The sequence below is a fragment of the Micromonospora sp. NPDC002389 genome, from assembly GCF_040296095.1.
Classification (GTDB): domain Bacteria; phylum Actinomycetota; class Actinomycetes; order Mycobacteriales; family Micromonosporaceae; genus Micromonospora.
Window position 1 is genome coordinate 16206 of the sequence record NZ_JBEOWP010000016.1, and the last position, 13657, is coordinate 29862.

A 13657-nucleotide genomic window follows, 5' to 3' on the forward strand; every position below is an offset into this window, starting at 1 on the left:
GGGGCGACAACAGATCTACCCACCTCCCGGCGCATCCGGCCCTGCGGGTGGGAGTGATGAGTTGTCACGCCCGCGCCCGTCATACCTACGTCAGGACCCGACGAGGCATGAGGATGGCGTGATGGACGAGCAGGTCATAAGCGGTCTGGGTGAGGTCGACGAGTCGGCGTTCTCGGGGCTGGCGGAACGGCACCGGCGGGAGCTGCACGTGCACTGCTACCGGATGCTCGGATCGTTCGAGGACGCCGAGGACACCGTGCAGGAGACGTTCCTGCGAGCCTGGCGGAGGCGGGAGACCTTCGAGGGCCGGTCGACGTTCCGGGCCTGGCTGTACCGGATCGCCACCCACGCCTGCCTGGACCTGCTCGCCAAGCGCCGCCCCGAGCCGGCGACCGGGGGCGAGGTGCTCTGGTTGCAGCCCTACCCGGACCGGCTGCTCGACGAGTTGACCGCCGGAGGCGCGGACGAACCGGAGGCGGTCGCCGTCGCGCGGGAGACGATCGAGCTGGCGTACCTGGTCGCGGTCCAGCATCTCGCGCCGCGCCCACGGGCCGTGCTGATCCTGCGGGACGTGCTCGGCTGGCCGGCGAAGGACGTCGCGGAACTCCTGGGGGACTCCGTCAACTCGGTGAACAGCGCGTTGCAGCGGGCCCGCGCCGGAATGCGGGAGCACCTGCCCGCCGAGCGCCAGGACTGGACCGGCGGGCAGGAGGACGCCGGCACGCGCGAGCTGGTACGCCGTTACACCGACGCCAGCGTGGCCACGGACATCGGTGGGCTCACCGCGCTGTTGCGGGAGGACGTCCGCTGCTCGATGCCGCCCACCCCGGGCCTGTACGTCGGCCGCGACACGGTGGTGAAGGACTGGGTCGACAACGGCTTCGAGGACATGACGAACCTGCGCGCCGTCCCCACCTCGGTGAACCGGCAGCCGGCCATCGGCTTCTATCACCGGCGGGAGGGGGGAAGCGCGTACCTGCCGCTGACCATCGACGTCCTGCGCATCAGCGGTGGTGCGATCACCGAGATCATCACGTTCCACGCCGACCAATTCCCTCGGCTCGGACTGCCCACGTCGCTGCCGGCGGACGACACCGAGCAGTCACGGTCCTGATCCGGCGCGAAACGAGAGGAGGAACGACATGAGCAGCACACATGACGCCGGGGTCGTCGCCGGTCCGGCAGCGGACCGCCCCGGCCGTACCCGTCGATTCGGCCGACTCGTCGGCATCGGTCTCGTCGCCACGCTCGCGGCGATGGTCGTGACCACCCTCGCCGCCGCGCTCGCCCGGGTCGTGGGCGTCGACTTCGAGCTCCCCGACGGTGGCGAGGCGATCCCGTTGAGCGGGTTCGCGGTGTTGACCGGCTTCTTCTCGGTCGTGGGCGTCGTCATCGCCGTCGCCCTGCTCCGCTGGAGCGCCCGTCCCGCCCGACGATTCCTGTGGACGACGGCGTCGCTGACCGCGATCTCGATGATCCCGCCGTTCCTGACCGGGGCGAACGTCGCGACCATCGCCGCCCTCCTCGGGCTGCACCTCGTCCCTGCGGCGGTGATGATCCCCGTCCTCACGCGAGAACTCCGGCGTTGCTGCGGGTGATACTGGTGAAGAAGGATCGCGTCACGAGCCGAGGAATCCCATGTCCGACGCCATTCCCACCGACGACCGGCGACGGTGGACCGACCGAGCGCGTAAGGTCACCAGGCTCGCTGAGCAGGACGCCCAGGCCCGTGGACACGATCACGTCTCCCCGCAGCACTACCTGTTCGCACTTCTGACCGAAGGCGAGAGCGTTGGTCTTCGCGTGCTGGTGTCGATGGGCGTTCCGGTGGGCACCCTGGGCGCGGAACTCGACCAGCAACTCGGTCATGCGGGTGGCGGGAGCAACCGGGCGCCCACTCCCACGACCCAGCTCGATCAGGCGTTGCGAATGGCGCACACCGAGAGCAAGGTCGCGGGGGCAGGCTTTCTTTCGACGGAACATCTCCTCATCGGTCTCGCCTGCGACGCCGGTGTCGGCGCGGCACTCGCACGGTGGGACGTCACGCCGTGCCGGATCCGCGCCAAGATCCACGAATTCCTGAGCGCGTTCTCGCGCAGGTGCCCGCCATCGCGGGAGCGGCGCATGGAGCCAGCCTTCGACGTGCCGGACGACATACGCGAACTCGGTGAGAGGATCGACCGACTCCGGCAGGAGAAGGAACGTGCGGTCGACGCTCAGGACTTCGAGGCAGCCACCGAGATACGCAGTGCCGAGAAGGACATCCTTCGTCGACGGGCCGACCGGATCCGTGAGTGGTCGAGCCAGGTCGACACCGTGACCCTGGCCCAGGAGTACGTCGCGCTGCACGACCGGATTCGCGGGAGTCGTTGACGGCGATCTGCCGAAACGCGGTGAGGTAGAACGACACTCGGAAAGACCTCATGGACGGGACTGGATTCGCCAGGATGTGTGCGGCGGGCATGCAAGGTGGCATCTTCCTGGGAGTACTGGGACCAGGCTGTTGCCGGACCGGATACCTACCGTGGTCGACATGGCGAATTCGAGACTCGGGGGCCTGTTCAGCGCGACCTGCGGCGTCCTGTTGCTCGTGGGTTGCTCCGCCGAGGCGGGCAGTGGTGGTGCCGCTTCCGACGACGCGACGCCGTACTCGGCGACTGCCGCACCGACTGCGACGCCATCCACTGTGACGCCACCGGCGGGGACCGGTGACGTGTCGCCGCACCCGTACGTCGGGATGTGGGTGACGGCCGACGGCCACATCCGGCAGATGCTGCTGCCGAACGGCCGGTACGACGAGGCCCGGGGCGAGCGGGAGAGCGCCTACACGGGTTCCTACCAGGTCGTCGGGACCCGGATCGAGTACGTCGACGACACCGGTTTCAGCGCGGACGGCACCTTCGACGGAGACGTCCTGCACCACGCGGGATACGTCTTCTATCGCGAGGGCAGCGACGCGCACCGGCAAGCGAGGGAGGAACGAGGATGAAGGACAGCGTGACGCAGCACAGCCGGCGAGTGCTCCTGACGGCAGGGATGGCCGGTGGACTGACGGCCCTGGCCGGGGTCGGTGCGGCCTCGGCGGCCCCGGCTCAGCGGGACGGCGGGCGTGGCCCCGGGAAACCGGGCGAGGAGGGCCGCAACCGGGCGGCGGTGTTGCGTGCCTTCGCGCGGCAGAACGCGGGCGGCGACATCTACGAGATCCTGCACGACGACGTCCGGTGGACGATCGTCAACGGTCGTACCTACACCTCCAAGGCCGAGTTCCTGGCGGAGGGTTCGGCACCGATCCTGGACCGACTGTCGTCGATCCTCAGGATGGCGATCAAGGACATGTGGACCGACGGTGACACTGTGATCATCCGGTTCGAGGGTGACGCGACGGCCACCGACGGCGTCGACTACCACAACGAGTACTGCTGGATCTGGCAGCTGCGCGGCGGCAAGGTGGTGCGTTGTCACGCCTTCCTGGACATGATCGCGGTGCGGGAACTCGTCGAGCGCATCGAACTGCCGTGATTCGGCGGTACGAGTCCGGGGTCAGCGGAGCCAACGACTGACGGCCAGGGTGCCCAGCAGCCGCAGTGCCTCGGCGCTGCGGCTGTGCGGCTCCGCCCGGTACACGATCAACTGCTGGCCGGGCGCGTCCCGTACGTCGAACGCGTGGTAGGACAGCGTCAGCTCGCCCACCGCGCCGTGCCGGAACGTCTTCGCCTCGTGCGTCTTGCCCTGCACGTCGTGCCGTCCCCACAGCCTGCGGAACTCCGGGCTCGCGGCGCCCATCTGCTCGACCAGTTCCCGCGCCCGCCGGTCGTGCGGGTCGTGGCCGAGGGCCAGACGCAGGTTCGCCACGCACGCCTCGGCGGTACGACGCCAGTCGGCGAAGAACGTCGTCCCGGCCGGGTCGAGGAAGGCCATCCGGACGAGGTTGTCCGCCTCGGCGAAGTCCGCGTAGAACGCGTCGGCCAGCGCGTTGCCGGCCAGCAGGTCGAGCCGCCGGTCGATGACCACGGCCGGGGTGTCCGGCCAGGCGTCGAGTAGTTCCCGCAGGCTCTGCCCGACCTGCGGTCGAGCGGGAGTCGGCGTACTGCCGGGTGAGAGCCCGGCCAGCCGGAAGAGATGGTCGTGGGCGTCCGGCCCGAGGTCGAGCGCCCGGGCCACGGCGGCCAGCACCGACGAGGACGGGTTGCGCTCGCGGCCCTGTTCGAGCCGGGTGTAGTAGTCGACGCTCACCCCGGCCAGCACCGCGACCTCTTCGCGTCGCAGCCCGGCGACGCGTCGGGTGCCACTGGAGACGAGGCCGACGTCGCCCGGTGTCAACCGGGCGCGTCGGGCGGTGAGGAACGCCCCGAGCGCGGTCGTCGGCATGCCACCAACGGTATCCGTGCAGGCTCCGGCCAGGCAGGGTGCGGCACACCCTGGTTCGGTCCGGCCTGGCTGCCGACTCCGCCGCCGGTGACGGTGGAAACACGAAACCCCACACCAGGAGGTACGCCATGAGCAGCCCCATGCTCGACGAGGCGGTACTGGCGGAGATCGCCGGGAACACCGGTGACCGGCACCGGCCACTGATGTTCGTCAACGCCGCCATCCACACCCTCGACCCGGTGATCGGTGACTTCGCCACGGCTGACCTGTTGGTCGGTACGAACGAGATCGTCGCGGTCGGCACCGGCCTGCACACCGCCGCCGAGGACGACGGCGCGATCGTCATCGACTGCACCGGCCTGGCCATCGTGCCCGCCGTCGTCGACGGTGTCGCCGTCGCCGGCCTGCGCGTTCGTCCGGCCGACCGGGTCGGCGCGCTCACCCCCGGAAATCCGGCCACCTTCGCCCTGATCGCCGGCCCGACCTCCGGCAGGTCAGTGCTGGAGATGATCGTCTGGCGTCCCGAGCAGGCCGCCGCGATCGTCGTCGACGGCGAGATCGCACTGGTCAACGGCCGTCGGCTCACGCCCGCCCCGATCGAGCCCGAGCCGGGACCACGATCGGTCGAGAGCCCCTACCTGGGCATGTGGATCGACGAGACCGGCTTCCTGCACCAGGAACTCACCGCCGACGGTCGGTACGACGAGACGCGGGGCGGCCGACCGCACGCGTACCAGGGGGCGTTCTGGATCGACGGCGACCGGATCGTCTACCGCGACGACCTGGGCTTCTGGGCGTACGGCCGGTTCGTCGACGGGGTCCTGCACCACGCCGGTTACGTCCTGCGCCGCCGGTGAGGCGCAGACAGCGAAGGGAGAGTTCGATGATGTTGTTCAGCGGCGGCACGGTCGTCACCATGGACCCGGCCATCGGTGACCTGGAATCCGGTGACGTGCTGGTCCGCGAGGACCGGATCGTCGCGGTCGGCGCGGACCTGCGGTCTCATCCGGAGGCGGCGGGCGCAACCGTGATCGACACGACCGGCCGGATCGTCAGTCCCGGATTCGTCGACACCCATCGGCACGCCTGGCAGGCGCAGATGCGCCGCAGCATCCCGGACGTGACCGACCTGGGGGCGTACGTGATGTCGACGCTGGCCGGGATCGCGCCCGCGTACACCCCGCACGACATGTACGTCGGCACCCGGCTCGCCGCGCTCACCGCCCTCGACGCCGGCATCACCACGATGCTCGACTTCTCGCACAACTCCCGTACGGCGGCGCACTCGGACGCGGCGATCCAGGCGCTGGTCGACACCGGTATCCGGGGCGTACACGCGTCGATGGGACCGCACTTCGGCGAGTGGGACCGCCAGTGGCCCGGCGACCTGGCCCGGTTGTGCGGGGCGTACCAGGGGGCGAACGATGGTCTGGTGACGCTGCGCCTGGCGGCGTTGGCCACCGACGAGATCGCCGGTCCGGCCCTGGCCTACGGGCCGGAGTTGGCGGCGGTAGCGCGCGATCTCGACCTCGGTGTCAGCGTGGACGCGGTGTTCGGCGTGCCGTCGTCGGCGGCGATCCTGCGCTGGGCCGCCGCCGGGCTGCTCGGCCCGGACCTGACCCTGATCCATGCCACGGGCCTTACCTCGCAGGCGTGGCAGGCGATGGGCGACGCCGGAGTCACCGTGTCGCTGGCCCCGACCTCGGAGGCGCAGATCGGCCTGGAGACGGCGGTACCCGCGATCGACGAGGCGCTTGCCGTCGGCATCCGGCCCGGACTCAGCATCGACGTGGAGGTGGCGCTGGCGAGCGACATGTTCACCCAGATGCGTACCCTGCACGCGATCCAGCGAATGCGTGCGGTGAACGCCGCGTACGGCACGGACACCACGCCGGACCGGATCACCACCCGCGACGTGCTCGACTTCGCCACGACGCAGGGCGCCCGGACCAACGGACTCGGTGACGTCACGGGTTCGCTGACCCCTGGCAAGCAGGCGGACCTGCTGGTCGTCGCCGCCGACGACGTCAACACGATGCCGCTCAACGACGCGGTCGGCACGCTGGTGCTCGGAGCCGACGCCCGCAACATCGAGACCGTCGTGGTAGCCGGCCAGGTACGCAAGCGGAACGGGCAGCTCGTCGGCGTGGACCTGGACGAGCTGCGCCGGCAGGTGACCGAGTCCCGCGACGCGATCCGCAAGTCCGTGGCCAACGCCTGACCCCACGTCTCTCCCGCCCCTGCACGCCCTGCCCGCAGGCGAGACGCATTCGGCGATCATGGAGTTGTGGTAACCGCGAAAAGGGCGAATCAGGCCGAAACTCTAGCCACAACTCCATGATCGACGAGGCGAGATGCCACCCGCACGCCGGAAGCGGCAGCGTGCGGGTGGCTGTTTTGTGGGGGTGACGTTGGGCGGGCTGCCCCGTGTGGGGTGGCCCGGCTGGGTCTGCGCGGGGATGCCGAGTCGCTGAGTCAGGACCTGTCGGCGACGTAGGTGCCACGACCGGTGAACGTGACGACGAGTCCGCGATCCCGCAACAGGCGCATCGCTGCGCGGACGGTCCCACGGGCCACGCCGTATTCCTGCTGCAAGGTGGCCTCGCTCGGGAGCGGCTGACGCGGCTTGAGTTTGCCCTCCTCGATCTGCTTGGCGAGGAGGTCTGCGAGCTGAACGTAGAACGCCACCGGGGACATCTCGTCAACCATGTGCGGACCTTATGAATGGGCCGGACTGCCAGGGCGTGCGATACGGGTAGGACGTCTAAGACATGCTGTACAGGCTGTACGGCATGGACAGGTTGGAGTACCTTCTGTGTGCGTCCGTAAACACGCTGGTGGGAGGTTCGGTGAAGCGCTGGTGGTGGCGTCGTCGTGGTCGTAGGCCGTTGCTCGACCGGGTGGGTCCGGCCACCGCCTATCCGGAGCGGGCGGGTGCGTACCGGGCGGGAGTGTGTCGGTGAACGAGAGCCGCGTCCCGGTCGAGGTCGAGTTGTCCTGGGCGGTCATCGACGGTCACCGGATCCGGCGGTGCCTCCGGTGCCACGCGGACGGCTGGTGTCCGAGGGTGGCGGTCGCCCGAGCGCGGATCCTGGCGTGGCGGCGGGTGCGGGAGCCCTGGCCGTCGGACTGAGGCTCGGGCATGGATGGTGGGCCGGGCTGCCTCGATCTTCCGTGACTCGCGGACAACTCCGAGATTCTGCAACAAACCTGCACATCTCTGCTCTTGCGCCGCGAGTAAGCGCTTTCCTAGCCTGAGATTACATCGATGTTTCGCTCTATGGCCAGTTCGAGGGCTTACGAAACTCAGTCACCTGCGGTGTCGGGCTGTGCAGGACGTGTCTCGCGCCGCGCTCACTCCCGAGGAGTCCATCAGTGAGAACCACAGTGCGACACAGGCTTCTGGCCGGCGGTACCGCCGTGGTCGCGGCGGCCGTGGTGGTCGCGGCGCTGCCGTTGACCCACGCGTCGGGTGCGACCGACGGCCTCGTGGCCGCCTCGGTCGTCGCCAACGCGACCAACCTCAGCATCGGGGCCGGCGCAGACGGCTCCAGCAAGGGCGGTGGCACCAGCTACGGCAGCGTGATCGACGGCGACGTGGGCACATACTGGTCGCCGTCCGGCTCGACCGGCCGCGTCTCGGTCAAGTGGGGTTCCGCCACCACGGTCGGCTCGGTCACCATCCGCGAGGCGTCCGGCGCGGTCGGGGTCATCGGCGGCTGGCGACTTGTCAACAACGACACCGGCGCGACCCTGGCCAGCGGCACCGGGGCCGGGACGATCACCTTCGCCGCCACCTCACTGCGCAAAATCAACTTCGAGATCACCAGCGCGAGCGGTACGCCGAGGGTCGCCGAGTTCGAGACGTACGCCTCCGGGACGACGACCCCGCCGACCACGCCTCCGCCGACGACCGGGCCGACCACCCCGCCGCCGAGCACGCCTCCGCCGACCACCCCGCCGCCGTCGTCGAACACCCTGTACGTGGCGCCGACCGGCACCGACAGCGCGCCGGGGACGCTGGCGAGCCCGACGACGCTCACCTCCGCGATCACCCGGATCACCGCGGGCGGGACGATCTTCCTGCGCGGCGGCACCTACCGCTACTCGCAGACCATCACCATCGGCCAGGGCAACAACGGCACGTCGAGCGCCCGCAAGAACATCTTCGCGTACGCGGGGGAGACGCCGATCCTGAACTTCTCGGCGCAGAGCGAGGACCCGGCCAACCGGGGGCTCGAAATGGGCGGGTCGTGGTGGCACGTCCGGGGCATCGTCGTCGAGCGGGCCGGGGACAACGGCATCCTGCTCGCCGGCAACAACAACATCGTCGAGCGGGTGGTGACCCGCCACAACCGGGACTCCGGGCTCCAGCTCTCGCGGCTGATCGCCAACGCGCCCCGGGACCAGTGGCCCTCGAACAACCTCGTGGTGAGCACGGTGTCGCACGACAACGTGGACTCCGACGGTGAGGACGCCGACGGCTTCGCCCCGAAGCTGACCGTCGGCTCCGGCAACGTCTTCCGCTACACGGTCGCCCACAACAACATCGACGACGGCTACGACCTCTACACCAAGAGCGACACCGGAGCGATCGGTGCGGTGACCATCGAGTCCTCCCTCGCCTACGGCAACGGCACCCTGAGCAACGGTGGCCAGGCCGGCAACGGTGACCGCAACGGCTTCAAGCTCGGCGGCGAGGACATCGCGGTGAACCACACCATCCGGGGCAACATCGCCTACGACAACGGCAAGCACGGGTTCACGTACAACCGCAACCCCGGCACGATGACGGTGTCGAACAACGCCAACATCGGCAACACCGAGCGCAACTTCAACTTCGACGGCGGCTCCTCGGTGTTCCGGAACAACACCTCGTGCAACAGCGGGTCGAACGACCGCATCGTCGGCAACTCCGACAGCTCGAACCAGTTCTGGTCCGGCACCAACGGGTCCCGGTGCTCGTCGTACTCGGGGGCGTTGGGTTGGTCCTTCGCCTCCGACGGCCGGCTGGTCGTGACCTTCGGCGGCCGAGTGGTCACGCCGTAGCGAACCCGGACGACGTCGGCGTCACCGGTGTGGTGACGCCGACGTCGTTCACCGGGGGTTCATCCGAAAATCAAAGCTCGTTCATAGGTACGCCTGTTGGTATTCGTTGGCATCTGTCGCCTACGGATCGGCCAACACCCCATGCTCAACTGGCGCAATCGGGCACCCGCCCGTTCCGCAACGCGTACGCCATCGGCTCCGATCGTCGGGCCCGGCCCGGCTGCGGACCGCGACGATCAGGCCGGGCACGCCCTCCGCGCACCGAGCCGATTGCACGCGTTCAATCGGTACGAGGTCAAATACGTGGTGCCGGTCGGTGACGTGCCGGCGCTGCGTGCCGAACTGGACGCGCGAATGGGTCGCGACAGTCATGGCGACCGGACCGGGTACGGCGTGTGGAGCGTCTACTACGACACCGATCGACTGCGCTTCTACTGGGAGAAGATCGAAGGTCTCCGGTTCCGTCGCAAACTGCGGGTGCGACATTACGGCGACCGTTCCACGATCACCGACGACAGCATCGTGCACGTCGAGATCAAGCAACGGGTCAACCGGGTCACCCAGAAGCGTCGCGTCGCCCTGCCGTACCGCCTGGCCCGTGATTTCTGCGACCGCCGGGAGATGGTCGCGCACCATCCCGACCAGCGGGCCTTCCTCGAAGAGGTGCTGGAGCTGGTCTGCGGACTGGATCTGCGTCCGGTCGCGATGACCGGATATCAGCGGGAGGCGTTCGTCGGACGGGATTCCGACGTCGGCCTGCGAGTCACCCTCGACCATCGGGTACGCGGCCGGGACCGCGACTTCCACCTGGGCGCGGAGGCGGAGAACCGCCTCATCGTGCCGGCCACGCTCGCCGTGGTGGAGATCAAGGCCAACGAGCGGGTGCCGTACTGGCTCACCGACCTGGCTGCCCGGGCGAACCTGTCGATCGTCCGGATGTCGAAGTACTGCCAGAGCGTCGAGGCGTTCGGCCGCGCCCCTCGTTCCGTCTTCCACGTGACGGACGACACCGCCGGTCGACACCTCTCCCATCCCTCCGCCTAGAGAGCGCTGATTCTCATGCCGTTCGAATTCCAGGACCTCTCCGGTACGTTCAGCGTCGGCGACATCGCCCTCGCCCTGTCGCTGTCCTTCCTGCTCAGCGCGATGATCGGCTGGGTCTACCGATTCACCCACCGGAACATCTCGTACAGCCAGTCGTACGTGCAGACGCTCGTCATTCTCGGCATGCTCATCTCGCTGATCATGCTCGTCGTCGGGTCCAACATCGCCCGCGCGTTCGCGCTGGTCGGTGCGCTGTCCGTGGTGCGGTTCCGGAACGCCATCAAGGAGACCCGGGACGTCGGCTTCATCTTCCTGGTGATGGGTGTCGGCATGGCCTGTGGCACCCGGTTCTACATTCTGGCCGTGGTCGCCGCCGTCGTGATCAGCATGATCATCGTGTTGATGTACCGGTTCAACTGGTTCGCCTCGAACGTGCAGCGGCAGGTGGTGAAGGTGCAGGTCCCGCCGGTGGCGAACTACACCGAGCCCATCCAGGACGTGTTGGTCCGGCACACCAGCGAGTTCGAGCTGGTGAGCATGGAGACGATTCGTGGCGGCGCGTTGACCGAGATCATGTACACGGTGCGGCTCAAGAAGGGCACGGAGCCCGGTGAGCTGATCGCCGCGCTGGCCGAGCGCACCGGCGGTCAGCGGGTCACGGTGCTGACCGGCTACGACCAGACGGACCTGTGATGAGGCTCAAGCACCGGATCCCGGTCCGGGTCCGGCACTACTGGAAGTTCCTGGCCGGCTGCGTCGCCTTCCTGCTCGTCCTCACGGTGACGCTCAGCACGGTGCGCATCCGCCCGTACGTCACCAGCAGCGCGGTCGGCGGTGACCTGGTCACCCAGGACATCGCCGGCACCGTCGACCTGTTCGACGAGACCGTCGCACACAGCATCACGCTCGTCTTCCGCGACGCGGACTACCAGCGGATGCTGGACACCTTCTATGCCGAGGGCGAGAAGGACTACATCGAGGCGGACCTGGTCGTCGACGGCACCAGCGTGCCCAGCGTCGGCATCCGCCTGAAGGGGAACTCCACGCTGCGCAGCCTGAGCCGCAACGGTGAGACCCCGCAGGGCGGACCGGGCGGCGCGGCACCTGACGGTGCTGGTCCCATGCCGCCCGGCGCCGATCGCGACGGTGCCGGTCCTGTGCCGGATGGCGCCGATCGCGACGGTGCTGGTCCCGGGCCGAACGGCGGCGGGATGTCGCGGATCTCGCTCCAGGCCGAGGAACCGGAGAATCTGCCCTGGCTCGTCCGCTTCGACGAGTACGTCGACGGTCGCCGCTATCAGGGGCACCGGGAAATCTCCCTGCGCGTCGCCGGCATGGGCGGCGGCTCCACCGTGCTCAACGAGGCGGTGACGCTCGACCTGCTCGGTGATGCCGGTGAGGTGGCCCAGGAGTACTCGTACACCAGCTTCACCGTCAACGACCGGCCGACCACGGCCCGGCTGGTGGTGGAACACCCCGACGAGAACTTCACCGCGAAGGTCGACGGCAGTGGCGTGCTCTACAAGTCGCTGGCCACCGGCAGTTTCACCGACCAGGGCGACGACCCGACCGCCTACGCCGACGACTTCAAACAGATCACCATGAAGGGCAGTCAGGACCTGCAACCGGTCATCGACCTAGTCAGGTGGGTCGAGAACGCCAGCGACACCGACTTCGACGAACAGCTCGCCGACCGGGTCGACGTGGAGTCCTTCGCCCGCTACGTGGCCTGGCAGAACCTGCTGCTCAACTTCGACGACATGTCCGGTCCGGGGCGCAACTACTACCTCTGGTACGACCTGACCAGCAAGAAGTTCACCGTGGTTGGCTGGGACTACAACCTGACCTTCAGCGGCGACGCCGGTCAGGGCCCACACGAGCAGGGGCGCCTCGGTGGTGGTTTCCGAGGCGGCGGTGCCCCCCGCCCGACGACCGGCCAGCAGGATGCCGACACCGAAGGCGCGGCCCCTCCGGGCTTCACCGCCCCGGGATCAGCTCCGCCGGGTGTCGCCTCCGACGCCCCGGACAGGAGGCCGGACCGTGCGGGCCGTCCCGACCTCGGTGGGCCCGGCATCGGTGGGCCCGGGGGCGGTGGGCCCGGGGGCGGCGGTCACCTTCTCAAGGAGCGCTTCCTCACCAGCGAGACGTTCACGCAGGTGTACGAGGACGCGTACCGCGAGATCTATCGGCAGGTCTACGCCGACGGCGCGGCCCTGAAGGCGCTCGACGGCATCACCGAGGTGCTGTCCACCGTCGACGGGCACGACGCGCAGACCGTGACGGACGACGCGGCTCGTCTGCGTACCCTGATCGGTCAACGCACCGAGAGCCTCGCCGCGGACCCGGTGATCACCCAGAGCTGAGCCGGCGTGGCCCTCCGTCGATGCCCTGCCGGGAGGCCCATCGACCTGACATGTTCCTCACGTCCGCTCGCGAGGCTGGCTGCGGCCGGGCCGAGAACCGGCCGCAGCGGCCCGGGAATGTCCCGGACCGATCGGACGAAAGGCGTTGTCATGCGCAGGAACCGAACGCTGTTGATGGGTGCCGTCATGCTGATCGCGTTGTCGGCCTGCGGGGCGACGGCGGAGGAGAAGAAGACGGACGACGGCGCTGGACAGGTGGCCTCGTTGGCCACCCCTGGGCCGGAACGGACCGGTTCGGCGCAGCCGAAGGAGGAACGTCCGCGCGAGCGGCTCGACACCACGCCGGAGGAGTACGAGGCGTTGCTCGGGCCGTACCGCAAGTGCCTGAAGCAGCAGGGTATCCCGGACAAGTTGACCGCAGGCCACCCGGGCCGGCCGTCCGGAGAGACCAACGCCAAGGAGGCGGAGGCGTACGAGGCGGCGAACCGGATCTGTGAGCCGAAGTACTATCCGCTGCCGCCGTGGGAGAAGGACCCGGCCAACCCGGAGGCGCGGGACTTCGCGGTCGCCGTCGTGAAGTGCCTCAAGGACAAGGGCGTCAAGTACGTGGAGGTCTCCGAGGACGGCATCTCGCTCGCCTTCGGCGGGGACCAGAACCACTCCCGCTCGATCAGCATGGGCCTGGAATTCGCATCCGAGTGCGAGCGCAAGGTCGCCGCGCAGAACTGACGGCGCCCGCCGAGATGTAAGCAGGGGTCCCTTCCTATACACGAGGCGTTAGGAAGGGACCCCTCCTTACACACAAGCACCGGCCGCCGCGCTCTTTCGTGTCC

15 protein-coding genes are annotated in these 13657 nt (G+C 68.9%); 13 read left to right on the forward strand and 2 right to left on the reverse strand.

Annotated features, from left to right (window positions below; translation table 11 throughout):
* Window positions 1-121 precede the first annotated feature (121 nt).
* The 5 genes from ABT008_RS25140 to ABT008_RS25160 all read left to right on the forward strand — a co-directional run bounded on the left by ABT008_RS25140 (window position 122) and on the right by ABT008_RS25160 (window position 3519).
* Window positions 122-1114 (forward strand): RNA polymerase subunit sigma-70, encoded by a 993-nt coding sequence (locus ABT008_RS25140; protein ID WP_350699001.1) that lies wholly within the window; start codon window positions 122-124, stop codon window positions 1112-1114.
* 28 nt (window positions 1115-1142) lie between these two features.
* The gene (locus ABT008_RS25145) at window positions 1143-1598 is read left to right on the forward strand and encodes a DUF6069 family protein (protein ID WP_350699003.1); all 456 of its coding nucleotides are present in this window, start codon (window positions 1143-1145) and stop codon (window positions 1596-1598) included.
* A 40-nt stretch (window positions 1599-1638) separates the two neighbouring features.
* Window positions 1639-2373 (forward strand): Clp protease N-terminal domain-containing protein, encoded by a 735-nt coding sequence (locus ABT008_RS25150; RefSeq protein WP_350699005.1) that lies wholly within the window; start codon window positions 1639-1641, stop codon window positions 2371-2373.
* Window positions 2374-2533: 160 nt separating this feature from the next.
* Window positions 2534-2989 carry an Atu4866 domain-containing protein gene (locus ABT008_RS25155; RefSeq protein ID WP_350699006.1) on the forward strand — a complete coding sequence of 152 codons (456 nt, stop codon included), beginning with the start codon at window positions 2534-2536 and terminating at the stop codon, window positions 2987-2989.
* Entirely contained in the window at window positions 2986-3519 is a 534-nt protein-coding gene (locus tag ABT008_RS25160; RefSeq protein WP_350699008.1) for a nuclear transport factor 2 family protein, read from the forward strand. Before ABT008_RS25155 ends, ABT008_RS25160 begins: the two co-directional genes overlap by 4 nt.
* 21 nt (window positions 3520-3540) lie before the next feature.
* Here ABT008_RS25160 and ABT008_RS25165 read toward each other — a convergent pair whose 3' ends face one another.
* Window positions 3541-4368, reverse strand: coding sequence for a helix-turn-helix domain-containing protein (locus ABT008_RS25165; protein WP_350699010.1), 828 nt, complete (start codon window positions 4366-4368; stop codon window positions 3541-3543).
* 128 nt (window positions 4369-4496) lie between these two features.
* Here ABT008_RS25165 and ABT008_RS25170 point away from each other — a divergent pair, with 128 nt between their 5' ends.
* Complete coding sequence (locus ABT008_RS25170; RefSeq protein ID WP_350699011.1) at window positions 4497-5225, forward strand: Atu4866 domain-containing protein; 729 nt, start codon at window positions 4497-4499, stop codon at window positions 5223-5225.
* A gap of 26 nt (window positions 5226-5251) precedes the next feature.
* A complete protein-coding gene (locus ABT008_RS25175) occupies window positions 5252-6589 on the forward strand; it encodes an amidohydrolase family protein (RefSeq protein WP_350699013.1) in 1338 nt (445 codons plus the stop codon).
* Window positions 6590-6843: 254 nt separating this feature from the next.
* Here ABT008_RS25175 and ABT008_RS25180 read toward each other — a convergent pair whose 3' ends face one another.
* Window positions 6844-7077 (reverse strand): GntR family transcriptional regulator, encoded by a 234-nt coding sequence (locus ABT008_RS25180; RefSeq protein WP_350699015.1) that lies wholly within the window; start codon window positions 7075-7077, stop codon window positions 6844-6846.
* Window positions 7078-7327: 250 nt separating this feature from the next.
* Between ABT008_RS25180 and ABT008_RS25185 the strand changes: the two genes are divergently transcribed.
* From ABT008_RS25185 to ABT008_RS25210, 6 genes are all read left to right on the forward strand, one after another.
* Window positions 7328-7501 carry a hypothetical protein gene (locus tag ABT008_RS25185; RefSeq protein WP_350699017.1) on the forward strand — a complete coding sequence of 58 codons (174 nt, stop codon included), beginning with the start codon at window positions 7328-7330 and terminating at the stop codon, window positions 7499-7501.
* A 242-nt stretch (window positions 7502-7743) separates the two neighbouring features.
* A complete protein-coding gene (locus tag ABT008_RS25190) occupies window positions 7744-9417 on the forward strand; it encodes a right-handed parallel beta-helix repeat-containing protein (protein WP_350699018.1) in 1674 nt (557 codons plus the stop codon).
* Between the two features lie 270 nt (window positions 9418-9687).
* Entirely contained in the window at window positions 9688-10461 is a 774-nt protein-coding gene (locus ABT008_RS25195) for a polyphosphate polymerase domain-containing protein (protein ID WP_350699020.1), read from the forward strand.
* 15 nt (window positions 10462-10476) lie between these two features.
* A complete protein-coding gene (locus ABT008_RS25200) occupies window positions 10477-11154 on the forward strand; it encodes a DUF4956 domain-containing protein (RefSeq protein WP_350699021.1) in 678 nt (225 codons plus the stop codon).
* Entirely contained in the window at window positions 11154-12824 is a 1671-nt protein-coding gene (locus tag ABT008_RS25205) for a CotH kinase family protein (protein ID WP_350699023.1), read from the forward strand. The genes ABT008_RS25200 and ABT008_RS25205 overlap by 1 nt, the downstream gene beginning before the upstream one ends.
* A gap of 150 nt (window positions 12825-12974) precedes the next feature.
* Entirely contained in the window at window positions 12975-13553 is a 579-nt protein-coding gene (locus tag ABT008_RS25210) for a hypothetical protein (protein WP_350699024.1), read from the forward strand.
* The last annotated feature ends 104 nt before the right edge of the window (window positions 13554-13657 follow it).